This is a genomic window from Rhodoblastus sphagnicola, assembly GCF_002937075.1.
Taxonomy (GTDB): Bacteria; Pseudomonadota; Alphaproteobacteria; order Rhizobiales; family Beijerinckiaceae; genus Rhodoblastus; species Rhodoblastus sphagnicola.
In genome coordinates, this window is sequence record NZ_NHSJ01000087.1 from 12177 (window position 1) to 31353 (window position 19177).

A 19177-nucleotide genomic window follows, 5' to 3' on the forward strand; every position below is an offset into this window, starting at 1 on the left:
CCGAACGTGCTCTAATGTCTCACGGCGATGGTGAATTCGCCGGCGGCGATCCGGTCCGGCAGGCGACCGGCGAAGGTGGCCACCGCCTCCTCGCCATAGGTTTCGACCAGCTCCTGCAAGGCCGCGAACAGAGCCGCGTGCGCAAAACTTTCGCTTTCGATCCCCGCGAGAATGGCTTCGGCCAATGCCTCGGTGACATAGGCCAAGGCCGCGCGACGCTCATCCTCGGCGCCAGAGAGTTCGACGTAATCTTCGGTATCGTGCGGGGTCATCATGGGGAAAGCTTAACCGCCAAACGCGCCCGTGGCGAGCAAGGTCTTAAGAAAGGGTTAACGCCAGTCCGCGCGGCCCGACCAAGCCATTCACAAGACGCCAACCATGCAACCAATTGTTTAAAATCATTTTTCGCTATATTGCGTCGTGATGTCGTGAGCCAGGCGCCCGCCCTCTTCCAGCAAACGGCGCCGCGCGAGGTCGGCGACGGGCGTGCATTGCCTGTGGAAATATTCATAGCCGCGCAAGCCATGGTTGTAGGCACCCGCGAGACGCTCGCGCTGGAGCGGGCCGGCGTCCTGCGAGTCCATCAGTTTGCGCATCGATTGGCGCCAGGCCGATTCGTCGCTCTTGCCGGCCGCCTCGCCGCAGAGCGGATCGAGCGCCGCCAGCGCGCCCATGATTTCCGACAGGCGCAGCAGTTGCGGCTGATAGGACGGCGGCGCCGTCTCGACCACGGTCGCGGGCGCCGGCTTTTGCGGTTCGGGCTTGGCCACGGGGGCGCGACGTTTTTCGGGCGCGGCTTTATGCGGCTTGTGCGGCTTGCGCGGGATCGCCTGGCGCTGTGGAGCCAAAACGGGCGGCGGCGGCGGCCGGTTGTCGAAAAATTGAAAGAATTGCGCGCGCGCGGGTTCCGCTGGCGCCAGCAACGCGGCCAGAGCGCAAAAAACCGCCAGTTTCGGCCAAGGCGCCATCATGGCTTCGCCTCCACCAGCTTTTGGGCGCCCGCGACCACGGCCGCCAGATTCGGCGTGAGCGCGAGATCGGCAAGGTCGTCGGGGCTTCGCCATAAAATTTCGCCCGCCTCGGCGCTGGTTTCCCCCTCCCCGGCGATCCAATGCGCCGCGAAGGAGAGGATGACATAATGCCGCTCGACCCGGCCGGCGCCATCGCGCTGGATGTGCTCGACCGGCCGGTTGAAGGCGCAGATACGCGCGAGCACGCCGGTTTCCTCGCGCAATTCGCGCAGGGCCGCCGCCTCCAGCGTCTCACCGGTTTCGACCAGGCCTCCGGGCAGCGTGTACCTTTGCGCGTAAGGCGCGTCGGTGCGGGTCGCCAGCAGCACCTTGCCGTCGCGAAACACGGCTATGCTCACGGCCAGGGCCGGCTGTGCCGGATAGTGACGGCGCGGCGCGCTCACGGCGTCCTGACTCACGGATACAGCGCCTCGCGGGTCCAGTCGCCGCGGGGCTCGGGGCGGCGGTAACACAGGCGCTCGTGCAGGCGGAACGGCTTGTCGGTCCAGAATTCGATTTCCACCGGCCGGATGCGATAGCCGCCCCAATGCGGCGGGCGCGGCACGTCGCCCAGGCCGAAGCGCGCGGCCTGCGCGGCGACGGCCTTTTCCAGCGCGAACCGGCTCTCCAGCGGGCGCGACTGCGCGCTGGCCCAGGCGCCGATTCGGCTGTCGCGGGGGCGACCGGCGAAATAGGCGTCCGATTCGGCTTCCGTCACGTGCTCGACCGCGCCGCGAAAGCGGAACTGCCGGCGCAGGCTCTTCCAGTGCAGCACGCCGGCGGCCATCGGCCGCGCCGCCAATTCGTCGCCCTTTGCGCTTTGCCTGTTGGTATAAAAGACGAATCCCTGATCGTCGTAGCCGCGCAGCAGCACCATCCGGGCGTTGGGCATGCCGTTTTCGTCCACGCTCGCCAGGCACATGGCCTCGGGATCGTTGATCTCGCTGGCCCGCGCCTCCTCCATCCAGCGCGCGAACAGGCCAAAAGGCTCGTGCTCGGGCAAATGCTTACCTGCCGTTAATGCGTTCATTGGATGATGCCCTTGTCCGGTTCGGCAACTGGACCTGTACCCGGATTACACCTGCTTGCTTGTACGTTCGCGTCCCCTTCCTAGCAAAACGCCACAGCGTGGGCTGCATTTTTTTGCGGTCCGCCGCGCGATGGCGTTAAGTCTCGCGCTGGCGGCGCTGTCGGGTTGCTCCGTGGTCAACCCGCTCAATCCCGACGTGGACATGCAGGCGACCGGCTCCGTCGCCGGCGCGCCCGCGACGCCGGCCAAAACCGCCCTGCCCGCCGGGCTCGACGCCGAGGACCGGCACCGGGCGCTGGGCGCGCTCGGCGTCGCGCTCGATCCCCAGGGCAATGGCGCGGCGGTGCGCTGGGACAATCCGGTGACCAAGGCGCGTGGGCTGGTGACGCCGGTCGGCTTCGCCTATCCCGAAAATGGGCTGATCTGCCGCAAATTTTCCGCGCGCTTCGAGACCGCGACCGGCGCAAAGAGCCGGGCGGGCGCAGCCTGCCGCGACAAGAACGCCGTGTGGACCCTGTCCGAAATCCACAAGGGCGCGTGAAGGCGCGCAAGAGACGCGCAAGAAACGCACCCCCTTGCGCCCGGCCGCGTTCAAGACCACATAACAGACAAAAGACATGCCGCCGGCGCCGTTGAGGGCCGGCGAGAAAATGGGCTTTGAAAGATGCGTGATCCCTATCAGATTCTCGGCGTCGCAAAGGACGCCTCGCAGGCCGATGTGAAAAAGGCGTTCCGCAAGCTCGCCAAGCAGCACCATCCCGACCAGAACCCCAACGAGCCCAAGGCCAAGGACAAATTCGCCGAGGTCAATTCGGCCTATGAAATCCTCGGCGACGAGAAAAAGCGCGGCGCCTTCGACCGCGGCGAGATCGACGCCGAAGGCAAGCCGCGCGGTTTTGAAGGTTTTCCCGGCGGCGGGTTCCGGCGCGGCGGTCATGGCGGCGGCCCGGGCGGCGGCGCGGGTCCGGGCGCGCATCCTTTCGAGTTCAATTTCGGCGGCGGCTCGCCGTTCGACGCGGCCGACATCTTCTCCGACCTGTTCGGACGCGGCGGACCCGGCGCGGCGCGTGGCGCAGGCGCCGGTCCTGGCGCGCGCGCGCGCCAGCCCGGCGCGGATATCGCGCTGGACACCCATGTTTCGCTGGAAACCGCCCTGCACGGCGGCAAGGCGCGGGTGCAGACGCCTTCGGGCAAGACGCTGGAGATCAATGTTCCCGCCGGCGTCGAGGAGGGCAAGCAGATCCGCCTGCGCGGCCAGGGCCAGCCCAGCCCCGGCGGCGGCCCGGCCGGCGACGCGCTGGTGACCGTCCATATCCAGAAACATCCGCATTTCCGCGTGGACGGCCGCGACATCAGGCTCGATTTGCCGGTAACGCTCTATGAGGCGGTGCTCGGCGGTCGGGTGGAGGCGCCGACGCTCGGCGGCAAGGTCGAGCTGACGCTGCCGCCCAAGAGCAATTCCGGCAAGACGCTGCGCTTGCGCGGCAAGGGCCTGCCGGCGGCCGGCGGCCAGCCCGCCGGCGACCTCCTGATCACCCTGCGCATCACCCTGCCCGACGGCGGCTGGGCCGAATTGGAGGAGGTGGCCAGGAAGATGCAGGCCAAGCAGCCATATGATCCGAGGGTGGAGCTGGCGAAGTAGGCGCGGTGGCGGCGCGGGTGGTGCGCGCGGCTGTTTGGTTGACGCATGCGGGCGCTTGAGATGGGTGCGGTGGCGGCGCCTGCCTCGGCGGCGATGCGCCACATGTGACCATGACCTTGTGGCGGCGACGATCCGAATGCGGCGGTAACCGGAAATCGAGCAAAGGGCCGGCGTCGAAGCTAGACCGGTCGATGGCTAACGGGAAAGCGGAAAGGATGCGGCATAACCGGAAATCCGCGCATCCGTGTTTTTCGACAGTCGTTAACATCTCGGCGCGGCGCGCCATCAAAAGTCATCCCTGAAACCATTCCGTCTTCACGAGACGGAAAACTCTTGGAAAAGAAAGGCCGCCAAATGGCGGCCTCGCTTTGCGTTCGACACCTTGCCGCCGCGGCTTAATGGTGGATGTGGCGGCGATGCTGACGATGGTGACGATGATGAGGGCCTGATCCACGGGAAATACTTGGCCCCGCCACGTAGCCAATCGTGCCTCCTGCGACTGCCCCGACGGGTCCGCCGACAAGCGCGCCGGCTCCTGCTCCCATCAACCCATCATTCAGCCGCTCGCCGGCCGTCGCGGGGACTCCAGTCAGCGCGACGCACGAAAGAAGAACGGCGATAAAACGAATATTACTCATTGACATATCCCATATTTGGCGCCGTCTCTCTAAGCCAATAAGTGGCTGAATCAAGCAACTTACGTATGCTTTCGAGCCAGCCAGCCTGCTAAAGTGGAAACATTATTCGACTTAAGGCGACGTTGGTATTCATCACTGAAAATCGGCCGGCTCAGATTTACTCGGCGCAACTCTTGTTTTACTTTATTTTTCTACGCCGCACAACCGAAAATGCGTTGAACAACACTGAGGGTCGTTCAGGGGTCACGCGTGTGAGTGCTTCTCGCTGCTGGAACGTCCGTTGAGTTAGGCGACTCCCGCCGGCGGGAGCTTCATGCCGCAGGACCGCAACGAACCGCATCGCGACCTTCGCGCAAGTCACCACGAGGGACTCCAACGGCAACGAGACGACGACTGGACGGCTTCGAGCCGTCGCGCCGGCGCGTTCAAGTGTCGTGGGTGGACAGGCCTCGGCGCGATGGGTCGAAGCTGGCCCGTCCCAATACTGAGCCGCGCGGGATTACGGCTGAAACTCTTGCGGGCGGCCGTGGCGCGCCCTGAAGTCGGGTGTCTTGGAATGGAAAGCAGCCCCCTTCGGCGATCCTGGCCGGGTCCAAATCCGAGGTCCGGCCCTTTTCGGCCCCCTCGATGCGCCACGATATACCTGACGTTAAACCGTGGGCGCCAGATTGGCGCCATTGCGTTGACTTGAGATCGAGCCATGAAGGAAGATCCTTACAAGCTTCGGGCCATCGGCTTGCTGATCGCGGCCGGCTTCGTCGGCGGGCTGTTCGTGCAGTACAAGGCGCCTGGCGCTTTCGCTTTCGCCAACCACAAGCCGGAAAAGAAAAAGGGCGTGGGCGGCGGCAACGAGGTCATTCTACAGGATGACGGGTCCGAGGAGGCCGCGCCCAAGGGCGCCGCCCTCAACGCGCCGCCCCCTTCCGCCGCCGCCGAGATGAAACGGCGCGAGGAGATGGCGAAAAAGGCCGAGGAGGCGGAAAAGCAGAAGGCGCCGCCGCCCGAGGAGGTCACGCCTCAGATTCTCGGACGGTTCGCGGCGATCTCGACCATTGTCGACAATACTCTGGAAATCACCCGACCCGATGGCGAAAAGCGCTACCTTTATTTCGCGCCGCGCGGGGTCGTCGGCGAGTTCGGCGGCGCCAGGATCGACGCGCGGCTGTGGACGCGCGAAGGCGATCAACTGTGTCGCGGCCAGGGCGACGACAAGCGCGAATGCTTCCATCTCTCCGTTCGCCTGAACGACGACTTGCGCAAGGGTTCGATCAAGACGCTCCAGGATCGCATCCGCGGCATGAGCGATGGCGCGCCGATCGGCGCTGTCGAGGGGCTGGCGCAGAACGCGCGATTGCTGCGCGGCAATATCCGCAAACTTCCAGGCTATGTTCCGCTGCTCGAAGGCAAGCCCGGCTCCGAATGGACCCGCGACCGCAACGCCAGCGGGCGCAGCTTTGTTGGCGCCCTTTTGCTGCGCCAGCGCAAGGACGAGGACCGCGCCGCCACCTTCTTCGCCCCCAACGGGCTGTTGTTCGAAGTCTCGCGCGCGACGCGCCAGGCGGTCAACCTCTGGGTTGGCGGCTGGCGCCGACAGGGCGAAATGATCTGCCGCGATCTCAGCCCGGAGGAAAGCGCGCGGGCCGGCGGCCGCGCCGAGGAATGCGCCCATGCGCGTCTGGCCGATGGACGCGTCGAATTCGCGGAAGCCGCGCCGAGCCGGCGCGCCTACCTGCGCGCGCCCTGGGCCGATGAAGACCCGGAGCCGGCGACTCCCGCCGTCGTTGCGCCCGCGAAAGGCGAGGTCAAACTTGCGCCGCCGCCGCGCGCGCCCGACGCCGAACCGTCCTCGTTCACGGATTTGCGCTGACACCGTCCCCTCCCTTGGCGCACGACGCCCGGGGGCGGGTGGCGTTCAGAAATGCGACTGGATGAAGCTCATGAAAAATCCGCCGGCGGACAAACCAACCATCAGGAACGCGCCATTGCCGACGATGCCGAGCCCCTTGTCGCGAAGGACCATGTGGACGGCATAGCCCAAAATAAGCGTCACCCCGAGCAACACGGGCAGCAGGATGGCAAGATCTATCGAATCGCCTGAACTTTCCACGAGACGTCTCCCCGTTTCCGCAGGTGAGAAAACCGCGAAAATCTGAAATCTTCGCTAAACAGCGAGACGGGCGCCCTTTCGATGGTGCGGGCGGCCGGACTTGAACCGGCATAGCCTTGCGGCTGAGAGATTTTAAGTCTCTTGCGTCTACCGATTTCGCCACGCCCGCGCAAAACCGTTTTAGCGCACGACCCGCCAAAGGCAAATCAGGTTTTGGCAAAACTTCGCGCCTGCCCGGACGCCACCGGGAAACCACATTTTCGTTAAAATTGTCTCAACAACTTGACCGGGGGTCACAATTTTGTGAAACCTTGCAGGTCCGGAGAATTTCGTGCCCCCACGCATCGCCCTCGTCGTCGGTCTCAAGCAAGAAGCCCGAGCCGCAGCTACCCCCCTGACCATCGTGGGCGGCGGTTCAGCCCAACGAATCTACGATTTGCTGAAACGCGCGGGGCCAATCGACGCCGTGATGAGTTTCGGCATCGCCGGCGGCATCGCCCCCGGCCATACGTCGGGCGATGTGATCCTGGCCGACATGATCATCGCCGACGAGATGTATCGGACGGATGCGCGCTGGCTGCAAACGCTGGCGCGGAAAATTCCGAACAGCCGCATCGGGGCGCTGGCCGGCGTGGACGAGATGATCGGCTGCCGCCGTCAGAAGGCGCGCTTGCACCGCAAAACCGGCGCGCTGGCGGTGGACATGGAGTCGCATGGCGCGGCGCGTTACGCGCGCGAGCGCGGCATACCCTTCGTCGCCCTGCGCGCCGTGGCCGATCCCCATCACCGCGTGCTGCCGCAATCGGCGCTCGTCGGCATGAATCCGGACGGCTCGACCAACGTCCCCGCCGTGTTGCGCAAACTGGCGCGCAGGCCGGGCGACCTGCCCGGCCTGATCTTGACGGCGCGCGAGGCCGGCGCCGCCATGCGTTCGCTACTCCGCTGCCGCGGCCTCCTGGGCGAGCTTTTCGGCTTCGACCACGGCGTTCAGCCGCTCCTCGACCTGCGCGGCAAAGGTGAATTGCGCCGGCCGCTGTTTGTCGAGGGCAATATCGGGCTTCATGGGGCCTTCAGTGTCGACGCCGAATAGAGCCGTCTTGATCGCCGCCCAGGGGTTGCGAATCGCGTGCTTCACGGCGCTCGGCTCGAAGCCGCAATGCACCATGCAGTCGGCGCATTTCTCGTAATTGCCGACGCCGTAGGAGTCCCAGTCGGTCGTCTCCATCAGCTCCTTGAACGACGAGGCGTAGCCCTCGTTGAGCAGGTAGCAGGGCCGCTGCCAGCCGAAAATGGTGCGCGCCGGATTGCCCCAGGGCGTGCAGGAATAGTTCTGGTTGCCCGCCAGGAAGTCGAGGAACAGCGACGACTGGAAGAAATCCCACTTCTTGCCGCCATTCCCCCGCCGGAAGATGGCGCGAAACAGATCCTTGGTCTTGGTGCGGTTGAGGAAGTGCTGCTGGTTGGGGGCGCGCTCGTAGGCGTAGCCCGGCGCGACCGTGGCGCCGCCGTTGACGCCGAGACCTTTCAGCGTATCCAGGAAATTGGCGACGCGTTCGGGATCGGCGTCGTTGAACAGGGTGCAGTTGACGCTGACCTTGAAGCCTTTTGCGCGGGCGGCGGCGATGGCTTTTACGGCGCGATCGTAGACCCCGTCCTGGCACACCGACTTGTCGTGCATCTCGCGGTCGCCGTCGAGGTGGACCGACCAGTTGAAGGCCGAACTCGGCTCGAATTCGTCGAGCTTCTTCTCAAGCAGCAGCGCGTTGGTGCAGACCGTGACGAATTTCTTGCGGTCCAGCGCGCCCTTGACGATTCGGGCGAGATCCTTGTGCAGCAGCGGTTCGCCGCCGGCGATCACCACCACGGGGGCGCCGCATTCGTCGATCGCCTCCATGCAATCTTCAAAGGGAAGGCGCTGGTTCAGGATCTTGTCGGGATAATCGATCTTGCCGCAGCCGGAGCAGGCGAGATTGCAACGAAACAGCGGCTCCAGCATGAGCACAAGCGGGTAACGCTTGCGGCCGAGCAGATGCTGCTTGACGATATAGGCGCCTATGCGCGCGCCTTCGAACACCGGTATTCCCATACTTCTCTCCGGTTTCTCCGGCGTCCATCACGATCGACACGGGAGGTTGGGTGCGCAGCGGTCTTGCGGCCCACGCTGCTCTGGCCATTCGGCCCAAGCCATAGTCCGGCGCCGTATTCGCCGCAAGCAAAAACCAGCCCAGCTTGGCCTCGAACAGGGTAAGCCCCGCAAGGCGGTTTCTTTTCTTGAGAAAATAACGCAGTTTGCGCGCACTTCAACGGAACGCCCACTCATGCCTTCCCCTGTTCTTCATCGCGCCGGCGAGGAAATCGCCCTTGTCGCCCGGCTGGTTTCGCTCTGCGCCCGGCGCAAATGGCTCACTTTGGCGCTGTCGCTGGCGCTGACGGCCTTCGCCGCCTGGTACGCCGTCGGCCATTTCGCCATGTCCACCGATCTCAACACGCTGATCGCCCAGGATCTGCCGTGGCGCCAGCGCGAGATCGCGCTGAGCAAGTCGTTTCCGCAGCGCCAGGACATGCTGCTGGCGGTGCTGGACGCGCCAAGCCCCGAACACGCCAATGCGGCGGCGCGCAAGCTCCAGGCCGCGTTGCAGACGCAAAGCGAGCATTTCAAGGACGTCCGCTCGCTGGAAACCTCGGATTTTTTCGCGCGCGAGGGGCTGCTTTATCTGCCGAAGCCCGACGTTTCCGCGCGCATGGGGCAATTGATCGACGCCCAGCCATTTTTGGGCGCGCTGGCGCGCGATCCCAGTCTGCGCGGCTTCGCCGGGACCATTGGCCTGATGGGCGGCGCGCAGGGCCAGCCGGCAGAGGGCCAAAACTCAAAGGGACAAGACTCAAAGGGCCAGCCGCCGAAGGGTCCGCCCGCCGCCGAAACGCAGGCGATGGCCAAGTCGCTTGGCGCCGTCGCGGAGGCGCTCGACGCCGCCAGCGCCGGCAAAGCCGCGAATTTTTCGTGGTCGGCGCTGTTTTCGGGCGCGCCCCCCAGCGTCGCCGACAAACGGCGCTTTCTCCAGATCAGCCCCAAGCTCGACTATTCCGCGCTGGAGCCCGGCGCGAGCGCCAGCGACGCGGTGCGCGCGACGGCCCAAAAGCTCGGCCTGACGCCGGAACTGGGCTATCGTGTTCGGCTCACCGGCGATGTCGCCATGCAGGACGAGGAATTTGGCACGCTGGCCGACGGCGCGGCGCTGAACAATTCCCTGATGGTGGCCGCCGTGCTGCTGATCCTGTGGCGGGCCTTGCGCTGGGGCAGATTGATCCTTGCGGTAATGGCGAACATGATCATGGGCCTCGCCCTGACCGCCGCCGCCGGTCTGGCCATGGTGGGCGTGCTCAATCCGATTTCCGTGGCCTTCGCCGTGCTGTTCGTCGGCATTGGCGTCGATTTCGGCATCCAGTTCACGGTGCGCTACCGCGAGGAGCGGTTTCAGCACGACGCGCTCGATACCGCGCTGAACCGGGCCGGCGCCGGCGCCAGCCTGCCTTTGGCTCTCGCCGCGGCGGCGACGGCTGCGGGGTTTTTCTCCTTCATTCCGACCGCCTATCGCGGCGTGTCCGAACTCGGCCTGATCGCCGGCGTCGGCATGATCCTGGCGTTTGGCTCCACCCTCACCCTGCTGCCGGCGCTGCTGGCGATTCTGAAACCGCCGCCGGAAACGGCGCCGGTCGGCTACGCCTTTCTGGCGCCGATCGACCGGTTCCAGACCGGCCACAGGAAACTGATCGTTTTCGCCGCGCTCGGCCTTGCGCTGTTGGGCGCGCCGCTGCTGACGAAAGTGAGCTTCGACATCAATCCGCTCAACCTGCGCAGCGCCAAGGTCGAGTCGGTCGCCACCATGCTCGAACTGACCAGCGACCCGCGCAATGCGCCCAATTCCATCGAGATTTTGACCGGAAGCCTGACGGAAGCCGACGCCCTGGCGCAAAAACTGCGCGCTCTGCCGGAAGTCGATAGCGTGACCACGCTCACGAGCTTTGTGCCGGAAGACCAGAAGGCGAAGCTCGCCGAGATCGCCGACGCCCGCGACCTGCTTGGCTCAACTTTGTCGGTCAAGCCCCTGCCCGCCCCCACCGACGCGGAAGATGTCGCCGTTTTACGCGCGAGCGCGCAGGCTTTGGCGCGCGCGAAAGGTTTGGAGGCGATGGCGGCGGCGTTCCAGCGCCTTGCCGACGCGCCGGCCGCGTCGCGCGAACTGGCGCGGCGCCATGTCATCGCGCCGGTGGAGTCGCTGCTCGGCGATGTGCGCAAATCCCTGGCCGCCGCGCCGGTCGTTCTGGCGGATTTGCCGCCGGAACTTGCGCGCGACTGGGTGTCAGCCAACGGAAAGGCGCGGCTGGAGCTGTTTCCGCGCGGCGACCGCAACGATTTCGCGAACTTGCGCAAGTTCTCCAACGTCGTGCGCAAAATTGCGCCGGAGGCGGCGGGGGCGGCGGTGTCCATTCTGGAATCCGGCGACACCGTGATCAAGGCTTTCGCGCAGGCCGGGGCGCTGGCGCTGGTCTCCATCACGCTGCTGCTTTGGCTGGCGCTGCGCCGCATCGGCGATGTGGCGCTGACGCTGGCGCCGCTGCTGCTCGCCGGGGTCTATACGATGGAGATTTGCGTCCTCATCGGTCTAAAACTGAATTTCGCCAATATCATCGCCTTGCCGCTGCTGCTGGGACTCGGCGTCGCCTTCAAGATTTACTATGTGATGGCGTGGCGGGCCGGCACGGCGCATCTGTTGCAGACCAGCCTGACGCGGGCGATCTTCTTCTCGGCCATGACCACGGCGACGGCGTTCGGCAGCCTCTATCTGTCCAATCATCCGGGCACGTCGAGCATGGGCGAGCTTCTGGCCTTGTCGCTCGCCACCACCTTGTGCGCGGCGGTGTTCTTCCAGCCGGCGCTGATGGGGCCGCCACGTCCACAGAGTGAGTCTGAATGACCGGAAATCCCGCGAAAATCGGCGTCCTCACCATTTCCGACCGCGCCAGCGCCGGGATTTATGAGGACATTTCCGGCCCGGCCATCCGCGATTGGCTGGCGCGGGCTCTGTCTGTTTCGTTTGAACTGGACATGCGCGTGATCCCCGACGGGTTTGAGCGCGTGCGCGACGAGATCATCGACATGGCCGATGTTTCCGGCTGCTGCCTCGTGCTCACCACCGGCGGCACCGGGCCGGCGCCGCGCGACCTCACGCCGGAGGCGACACTGGCGGCGTGTCACCGGGAGATGCCGGGCTTTGGCGAGTTGATGCGGATGAAGAGTCTGGAGCAGACCCCCACCGCCATTCTGTCGCGCCAGACCGCCGCCCATCGCGGGGCGTGCCTGGTGGTGAACCTGCCGGGCAGCCCGCGCTCGATCGACCTGTGCCTGTCCGCCGTGTTTCCGGCCATTCCCTATTGCGTGGAACTGATCGGCGGGTCCTGGCTCGACACCCATGCCGAGGTGGTGACGACGGTGCGGCCGAAGAAATAGCGGGCGGAGCGCGCCGCAAAGGGCGGTTGCGATGGCCCTGGGTCGAGACGCCGCCGATAGCTCGCCGCGATGATAATTCGCTGGTTCGCGTTGAGCCGCGCGCGCGATCAACGGCGGAGATCGGCGGAAAGTCGCCCTTTGCGCCCTTGAGATTGGGCGCGGCGTTTGCGCATCGCGTCGCCTAATATATTTGCCGGCCATCAACATATTTATTACGCACGTCATGTATAAATATCTAACAATAATAGATTTCATGGTGCGTTAACGAGTAGGAACCATATTGAACCAAGATACGTTTCATTCCGATGCCGGCTAATGGAAACAGAACATGCATTTCATCGACTGGACGATAAGCAAAAAAGTGCTGAGCCAGCTTTTCGTGTTCGGCCTTGTCGCGCTACTCGGCCTCGGCTTTGCGATGACGCGGCTGAGCGCCACGGACGCCGCCTACCGCCAACTCATCGAAGGAGAGGCCTCCGGAACCATTCATCTGGCGCGCGCCAGTCGTCTCGCCCAGGCGTCGGTATCGGCGATTCATGAGAATATCACGGCGGGGACCGAAGCGGAGAACAGCGCGGCGTCCGGGAAGAGACTCAAAGCCGCGCGCGACTATGACGAGGAAATCGCCCGAGCCCGCCTCCTCCTGCCGGATCGCGCTGCGGAGATCGACGCCATCTCCCGGAATTTTCATGCCGCTCTCGATAGCGCCTGCCTCGCCACGACCAAATTGGCGAATTCATTCGCTCAGGCCGAGCTTGCGACGGCGGCGGCGACCATGCGCCGGGACTGCGAGCCTGAACTGACCAAGGTTATCGCTTCCCAGATCAGCCTGAATGACTCCGTTCTCGCCGCCATGAACAAGGATACCAACGATCTCGGCAAAGCCACCGGCGGCGCCATCCTGTGGACGTCCATTGCTCTGTTCTCGGGCTTGCTGATCGCCTTGGGCGGGGCGATTCTTTTGGTGAGAACCTTCGTCACCGCGCCGCTTAAAGCCCTCGATGACGCCATGATCGCCGTGAGCCGGGGTGATTATAATTCAAGGATCGAGGGGGAGCGTCAGGACGAAATCGGATCGATGGCCCGCACGCTGGTGGTTCTCAGCACCGGGTTGCGGGACGGAGAGCGGATTCGCGGGGAGCAGGCGGCCCGCGTCGAAACCTCGCGCATCCGGTTGGAAAAGCGCGAGCGGCTGTCCGGTGATTTTGTCACAAACATGCAGCAGCTTGCCGGCGGCTTCTCGCGATCCTCGACGGAAGTGGCCGATTCGGCGCGCAGTCTCGCCGGGACGGCGGAAGAAACCTCGCGTCAGGCGCAAACCGTCTCAACCTCCGCGACGGACGCCGCCAACAATGTGCAAACCGTCGCGTCCGCTTCGGAACAACTGGCCGCATCGGTGCGCGAAATCACCCTTCAGGCCAATCGCTCGGCGCAAATTTCCGAAACCGCCTTCCGGGAAGCCGAAGCCTCCAACGCACGCATCAACGCCCTCGCCACAAACGCCTCGGCCATCGGCGATGTCGTCAACCTGATCAAAGGCATCGCCAATCAGACCAACCTCCTCGCGCTCAACGCGACGATTGAAGCCGCGCGCGCCGGCGAGGCGGGCCGGGGTTTCGCCGTCGTCGCCTCCGAGGTCAAGCAACTGGCGTTGGAGACGGCCAGGGCGACCGACGAAATCGCCCACAAGGTCGAGGAAATCCAGCAGGCCACGAGTTCGACCGTCACGTCGATCAGCGAAATCGTCAAGACGATCTCGCTCGTCAAGGAAGGCGCCATATCCATTGCGGCGTCCGTCGAACAGCAAGGCGAGGCGATCGCCGAGGTCGCCCGCAACTGCCAGCAAGCCGCGACCGGCACTCAGGATGTCACGCAAAATATCGCTCAAGTCGGCGAAGCCGCGAATATGACGGGTTCGGCTTCGACGCAACTCATGTCCTTGTCGGACGGATTGTCCACGCAAGCCACCAACCTCACGCAGACGGTTTCGGCCTTCGTCCGCGATCTCGCCGCCGCGTAGCTGTCCCTGTCGCTCAAGGCGCGGTTTGCGTCCCCTCATCCGGCTCGCGCTCTCAGCGCGAGCCGCCTTCTTCCGCAACGAGAGAAGGAATCTCCCTGTTGCCGCGTTGCATCACTTTCGCCAAACCACGCGAAAAAGGGTTTTTTTCCTTTCAAAAGTACGTCAGAGTTCGCAACTCATTTTTTGGGGTGTAAATGTCGGGGCCGGCGACCGAGAAAGCCTCCAGCGCCAAGGCGCGGCGGCTGGTGGAGATGACGGCGGCCTATCGGCCGTTCGACGGGACGCCGGATGAATTCATCGGCGCCGACGGGCGTCCGCGCGGCCACTGGCTGGAATTCTTCGACAAGATGGCCGGCCTCGGCGCCGACGATATCGCCCGCCGCTTCGAGGCCATCGAGCGCAACATCCGCGAACAGGGCGTGTCCTACCGCGCTTACGGCGAAACCACCGAACGCATCTGGCCGCTCAGCCATATGCCGCTGCTGATTTCGGAAAAGGACTGGGCGGTGATCGAGGCTGGCGTCACCCAGCGCGCCGAAATTTTCGATCTGCTGCTCGCCGATCTCTATGGCAAGGGCGAACTGGTCCGAAACGGGTTTTTGCCCGCCGCCGCCGTCACCGGCAGCTCCGACTTCCTGCGGCCCATGGTCGGGGTCAAGCCGCGCGGCGGACGCTGGCTCAATGTTTACGCCGCCGATCTCGGACGCGGCCCGGACGGGCAATGGTGGGTGCTGTCCGACCGCGTCCAGGCCCCCTCCGGCCTCGGCTATGCGCTGGAAAACCGGCTCAATCTGACGCGCGCCTTCCAGGCGATCTACCGCGACATGAACGTGCGCCGGCTCGCCCCGTTCTTCCAGGCGTTTCGCGCCGGCCTCGCCGCGCTGGCCAGCCGCTCCGACCCGCGCATCTGCCTCTACACCCCCGGCCCCTACAGCGAGACCTATTACGAACAGGCCTATCTCGCCCGCTATCTCGGCCTCGTGCTGGTCGAGGGCGCGGACCTCGTCGCCCGCGACGGCCTCGCCCATGTCCGCACCATCGCCGGGCTGAAGCGGGCGGATGTGATCTGGCGGCGCATCGACGCCGATTTCGCCGATCCGCTCGAACTCAAGAGCGGCTCGCAACTGGGCGTGCCCGGTCTGGTCGAAACCATCCGCCATGGCAGCGTCGCCGTCGTCAACGCGCTCGGCTCGGGCGTGGCCGAAACCCCCACGCTGCTCGGCTTCATCCCCGCGCTCGCCGGGCGCCTGCTCGGCGAAAAACTGCTGCTGCCGAACATCGCGACCTGGTGGTGCGGCCAGGCGCGCGAACGCGAACATGTGCTGTCGCGCTTGCAGGACATGGCGATCGCCCCGGCCTTCGGCTCGGCGACGACGCGCTCCCAACTCGGCCGCACTGTCGTCGGCAGCGAACTCACGCCGGTGCAGCGCGAGCGCCTCGCCGAGGCGATCCGCACGCGCGGCGCCGATTATATCGGGCAGGAGGTGGCCAGCCTTTCCACCACCCCGACCTGGGTCGGCTCCAAGCTCGAGCCGCGCCCGTTCGTGCTGCGCGTGTTCGCCGCGCTCGACGCCGACGGCAAGTTCCATGTCATGCCCGGCGGCTTCTGCCGCATTTCCGACCGGCTCGACTCCCGCGCCGTCGCCATGGGCGCGGGCGTGCAGACCACCGATGTCTGGATCGTCTCCAACAAGCCGGTGGCGCAAACCACCCTGTTGCCGCAGACCGAGAATGTCTCGATCCGCCGCATCATGGGCAATCTGCCGAGCCGCGCCGCCGACAATCTGTTCTGGCTCGGCCGCTATCTCGAACGCGCCGAGGCGACGCTGCGGTTGATCCGCTGCCTCGGCAAGCGCGTGATCGAGAACGAGGATTTGACCGCCGAGGGCGCGGCCACCATGCAGCGCCTGCGCAAACTGCTCACCGACTGGGGCGCGGCCCCCGCCAGGCCGAAAGTCGCGCTGACGCCGCAGGGCTTCCTCAACACCGCTTTGTTCAACGTCGATGAATTCGGCTCGGCGATCGCGCTGGCCCACAACGCGCAGCGCACGGCGGCGGTGATCCGCGAGCGCCTGTCCGCCGACACCTGGCGCATCGTCGTCGAACTGCTCCAGGGCCTGCAAGGCTGCCAGCCGCCGCTCGACGAGGCCGAGATCCTGGAACAGGCGGACATCGCGCTTCAGGCCATCGCCAGCATTTCCGGCCTGGCGCAGGAGAACATGAACCGCGTCGCCGGCTGGCGCTTCCTGGAAATGGGCCGCCGGCTGGAGCGCGGCGTCAACACCGGCCGCTTCATCCGCGCCTTCGGCATGGAGCAGGCGCGCGGCGCCGATTTCGACGTGCTGCTCGATCTGATCGATTCGCAAATCACCTATCGCTCGCGCTACCTCATCGGCGTCGCGCCCTATCCGGTGCGCGACATGGCCCTGCTCGACCCGTACAATCCGCGCTCCGTCGCCTTCCAGACCGCGCGGCTGGCGGAGCATATCGCCACCTTGCCGGTGCTGCGCCAGGATGGCATGCTGGAGCCGCCCAACCGCATCGCCATCAATCTCGACGCCGACCTGCGCACCGCCTCCGCTTCCGCCGTGACCACGGAATTCGTGATGTCGGTCGAGCGCCGGCTGCTGCAACTCGCGGATTCCATCGCCGCCCGCTATTTCCTGCAAGGGGCCAATGCGGCGCAGGCCGAGAAACAGGTGGGCCTCGCGTGATTTACGACATCCGCCACATCACCACCTACGCCTATGAATCGTCGGTCTCGTTCTCGCTCTGCGCGCTGCGCCTGCGCCCGACCAGCCGCGCCGGGCAAAAGGTGCTGTCGGTGGATGTGACGCTCGACCCGCCCGCCGCCCAGCGCACCCCGCGCTTTTGCTTCTTCGGCAATTCCTTCGAGATCGTGCGCGTCGATGACGAACATCGCGAGCTGAAGGTCACGGCCAAGGCGCGGATCGCGGTGGCGCGGCCCGAAGCGCCGGCCGTCACGCCGCCCTGGGAGGAAGTGCGCCAGCAGGCGTTCGGCGCGCACGATCTCGGCCCGCAATCGCCCGCCCATTTCATCTACGCCAGCCGCGCCGTGTCGCTCGACGAGCCGGTGGTGGCCTATGCCCGGACGAGCTTTCCGCCGGACCGCGAAATCCTCGCCGGCGCCCGCGACTTGATGCGAAGAATTTGGGACGATTTCGACTACGACCCCAAGGCGACGCTGGTCTCGACGCCGCTCGGCGAGGCCTTTTCCAAGAAAAAGGGCGTGTGCCAGGATTTCGCCCATATCATGATCGCCGGCCTGCGCGGTCTCGGCCTGCCGGCGCGTTATGTCAGCGGCTATCTGCGCACCGCGCCACCGCCTGGACAGAAGAGACTGGAGGGCGCCGACGCCACCCACGCCTGGGTCGCCGTGTGGTGCGGGCCGTTTGACGGCTGGGTCGGCCTCGACCCGACCAACAATATTTGCGTCGGCGACGACCACATCATTTTGGCTGAAGGGCGGGACTATGCCGACGTCGCGCCGATCGAGGGCGTGATCCTGTCCACCGGCGGCCAGGACGTGTCGGTGGCGGTGGACGTGATCCCTGTCGCGGCGGAAAACGCCCCGCCGACGTTCAAATAGGCGTTCTGTCCGAAGGTTTCAGCGCTCAGCCCGCCGCGCCCGCCCGAGAGATTTCGCGAACGGTCTTGGTCGAAACGGCGACCTGGTTGGTCGCGGCTGAAATCGAGGCGATGCTCTGGCTGATCTGCTCGACGCCGGTCGAGGCGACCTGCATGTTCTCCGCGATCTCGCGCGTGACCGCCGTCTGCTCCTCCACCGCCGTCGCGATGCCGGATGAGATTTCGCTCAGCCGGTTTATGGTCTCCGCGATCGAGCCGATGGCGGCGACGGCGCCGCGCGTGGCGTCCTGAACGGCCGCGATCTGCGCGGAAATTTCGCTGGTGGCCCTGCCGGTCTGATCGGCCAGCGCCTTGACCTCATTGGCGACGACGCCGAAACCGCGTCCCGCGTCTCCGGCGCGCGCGGCCTCGATGGTGGCGTTGAGCGCCAGCAGATTGGTCTGCGTGGCGATGGTGGAGATCAGCGAGGTGATTTCGCCAATGCGCTGGGTCGTCTGCGCGAGGCCGTTGACGATGCGATCGGCTTCGCCGGCCTGGGTGACGGCGTCGGTGGACATGTGCATGGCCGTGGTCACCTGCCGGCTGATTTCCTGCACCGAACCGGCCAGTTCCTCGGCGCCGGCGGCGACAGCCTGCACCGTCACGCTGGTCTGCGCCGCGGCGCTGGCCGCGCTGGCCGCGCGCTCGTCGGTCTCGAAAACCCTCTTGGCGACTTCGCTCAATTCCTCATCGACCTGGCGCGCGGTCTGTTCGCGGTGGCGGCGGCGCACGTAACTGCCGGTGATGTCGGTGGCGAATTTCACGATTTCGGAAATCTTGCCATTGGCGTCCAGGATCGGATTGAAAGAGGCGACCAGCCAGACTTCCTTGCCGCCCTTGCCGATCCTCTTGAATTCGCCCACCTTGGGCTGGCCGCGCGCCAGATCGTCCCAGAACTGGCGATAGTCCGGACTCGCGGCATAGGCGCCCTCGACGAAGATCGCGTGACGCTTGCCGATGACTTCCTCGCGGCTGTAGCCCATCGCGGAGAGAAAATTGTCGTTGGCGTCGAGCACGACGCCGTCCGGCGCGAAATGGACGACCGCCTGAACCCGTTTGATCGCCGCGACCTGTCCTTCGGCCGCGACCGCGCGCATTTTTTCCTCGGTGATGTCGGAAGCGATCTTGACGACCTTGACGACCTTGCCGCCCGACAGCACGGGATTGTAGGACGCATGAATCCAGACTTCGCGGCCGTCCTTGCCAATGCGCTTGAATGCGCCCGCCTTGAACTCGCCGCGCGCCAGGGCGGGCCAGAAGTCGCGATATTCGGCGCTGTCCCGATAGGCCGGCTCCACGAACATGGAATGAGGACGCCCCAGAATCTCCGCGCGCGAATAGCCAAGCGCCCGCAGGAAATTGTCGTTCACCGCGGCGACCTTGCCATCGGGCGTGAATTCGATCATGGCGTGAGACTTGTCGAAAGCCTCCAGCGTCTCCGCCGCATGGCCGTTATCATGCCATAGCCTCATGAGATCCTCGAATTCCTTGTTGAGGCCGCGCGACCAGGGACGACGATATGTCGTGATGTCGATTGGATATTACGGGGACTAGCCTGCGTGTAGCTTGCGCG

At 65.3% G+C, this 19177-nt stretch carries 15 protein-coding genes, 1 tRNA gene and 1 pseudogene; 9 read left to right on the forward strand and 8 right to left on the reverse strand.

Annotation, left to right across the window (positions count from 1 at the left end):
• Positions 1–11: 11 nt before the first annotated feature.
• From CCR94_RS13940 to pdxH, 4 genes are all read right to left on the reverse strand, one after another.
• Positions 12–272 carry a hypothetical protein gene (locus CCR94_RS13940; RefSeq protein WP_104508610.1) on the reverse strand — a complete coding sequence of 87 codons (261 nt, stop codon included), beginning with the start codon at positions 270–272 and terminating at the stop codon, positions 12–14.
• Between the two features lie 126 nt (positions 273–398).
• On the reverse strand, positions 399–971 hold the full coding sequence (locus CCR94_RS13945) for a TIGR02301 family protein (RefSeq protein WP_244594073.1): 573 nt from the start codon (positions 969–971) through the stop codon (positions 399–401).
• Positions 968–1429 (reverse strand): NUDIX hydrolase, encoded by a 462-nt coding sequence (locus tag CCR94_RS13950; RefSeq protein WP_244594074.1) that lies wholly within the window; start codon positions 1427–1429, stop codon positions 968–970. The genes CCR94_RS13945 and CCR94_RS13950 overlap by 4 nt, the downstream gene beginning before the upstream one ends.
• On the reverse strand, positions 1426–2040 hold the full coding sequence (gene pdxH, locus CCR94_RS13955; RefSeq protein WP_104508458.1) for a pyridoxamine 5'-phosphate oxidase: 615 nt from the start codon (positions 2038–2040) through the stop codon (positions 1426–1428). The genes CCR94_RS13950 and pdxH overlap by 4 nt, the downstream gene beginning before the upstream one ends.
• A gap of 130 nt (positions 2041–2170) precedes the next feature.
• On the opposite strand from pdxH, the gene CCR94_RS13960 reads away from it, so the two are divergent.
• From CCR94_RS13960 to CCR94_RS13975, 3 genes are all read left to right on the forward strand, one after another.
• A complete protein-coding gene (locus CCR94_RS13960; RefSeq protein ID WP_104508459.1) occupies positions 2171–2581 on the forward strand; it encodes an RT0821/Lpp0805 family surface protein in 411 nt (136 codons plus the stop codon).
• A gap of 123 nt (positions 2582–2704) precedes the next feature.
• A complete protein-coding gene (locus tag CCR94_RS13965) occupies positions 2705–3682 on the forward strand; it encodes a DnaJ C-terminal domain-containing protein (RefSeq protein ID WP_104508460.1) in 978 nt (325 codons plus the stop codon).
• A gap of 1338 nt (positions 3683–5020) precedes the next feature.
• Positions 5021–6187: a hypothetical protein gene (locus CCR94_RS13975; protein ID WP_104508461.1), complete on the forward strand. Its 1167-nt coding sequence runs from the start codon at positions 5021–5023 to the stop codon at positions 6185–6187.
• A gap of 45 nt (positions 6188–6232) precedes the next feature.
• Here CCR94_RS13975 and CCR94_RS13980 read toward each other — a convergent pair whose 3' ends face one another.
• The gene (locus CCR94_RS13980) at positions 6233–6427 is read right to left on the reverse strand and encodes a hypothetical protein (protein WP_104508462.1); all 195 of its coding nucleotides are present in this window, start codon (positions 6425–6427) and stop codon (positions 6233–6235) included.
• A gap of 82 nt (positions 6428–6509) precedes the next feature.
• A tRNA-Leu gene (locus CCR94_RS13985) sits at positions 6510–6596 on the reverse strand.
• Between the two features lie 162 nt (positions 6597–6758).
• Between CCR94_RS13985 and CCR94_RS26020 the strand changes: the two are divergent.
• Positions 6759–7313, forward strand: a pseudogene (locus tag CCR94_RS26020) (phosphorylase family protein); the annotation flags it as partial.
• Positions 7314–7361: 48 nt separating this feature from the next.
• Here the strand turns inward: CCR94_RS26020 and hpnH are convergent.
• Positions 7362–8513 carry an adenosyl-hopene transferase HpnH gene (gene hpnH, locus CCR94_RS13995; protein ID WP_104508464.1) on the reverse strand — a complete coding sequence of 384 codons (1152 nt, stop codon included), beginning with the start codon at positions 8511–8513 and terminating at the stop codon, positions 7362–7364.
• Between the two features lie 232 nt (positions 8514–8745).
• On the opposite strand from hpnH, the gene hpnN reads away from it, so the two are divergent.
• The 5 genes from hpnN (at position 8746) to CCR94_RS14020 (ending at position 17566) form a co-directional block, all read left to right on the forward strand.
• Positions 8746–11403 (forward strand): hopanoid transporter HpnN, encoded by a 2658-nt coding sequence (gene hpnN, locus CCR94_RS14000; RefSeq protein WP_104508465.1) that lies wholly within the window; start codon positions 8746–8748, stop codon positions 11401–11403.
• Positions 11400–11936: a molybdopterin adenylyltransferase gene (gene mog / locus CCR94_RS14005; protein ID WP_104508466.1), complete on the forward strand. Its 537-nt coding sequence runs from the start codon at positions 11400–11402 to the stop codon at positions 11934–11936. The genes hpnN and mog overlap by 4 nt, the downstream gene beginning before the upstream one ends.
• 328 nt (positions 11937–12264) lie before the next feature.
• Positions 12265–13956 (forward strand): methyl-accepting chemotaxis protein, encoded by a 1692-nt coding sequence (locus CCR94_RS14010; RefSeq protein ID WP_104508467.1) that lies wholly within the window; start codon positions 12265–12267, stop codon positions 13954–13956.
• Between the two features lie 194 nt (positions 13957–14150).
• On the forward strand, positions 14151–16670 hold the full coding sequence (locus tag CCR94_RS14015; protein WP_104508468.1) for a circularly permuted type 2 ATP-grasp protein: 2520 nt from the start codon (positions 14151–14153) through the stop codon (positions 16668–16670).
• Positions 16667–17566 (forward strand): transglutaminase family protein, encoded by a 900-nt coding sequence (locus CCR94_RS14020; RefSeq protein ID WP_104508469.1) that lies wholly within the window; start codon positions 16667–16669, stop codon positions 17564–17566. The genes CCR94_RS14015 and CCR94_RS14020 overlap by 4 nt, the downstream gene beginning before the upstream one ends.
• 25 nt (positions 17567–17591) lie before the next feature.
• Here the strand turns inward: CCR94_RS14020 and CCR94_RS14025 are convergent, their stop codons facing one another.
• Positions 17592–19076 (reverse strand): methyl-accepting chemotaxis protein, encoded by a 1485-nt coding sequence (locus CCR94_RS14025; RefSeq protein ID WP_104508470.1) that lies wholly within the window; start codon positions 19074–19076, stop codon positions 17592–17594.
• Positions 19077–19177 lie beyond the last annotated feature (101 nt).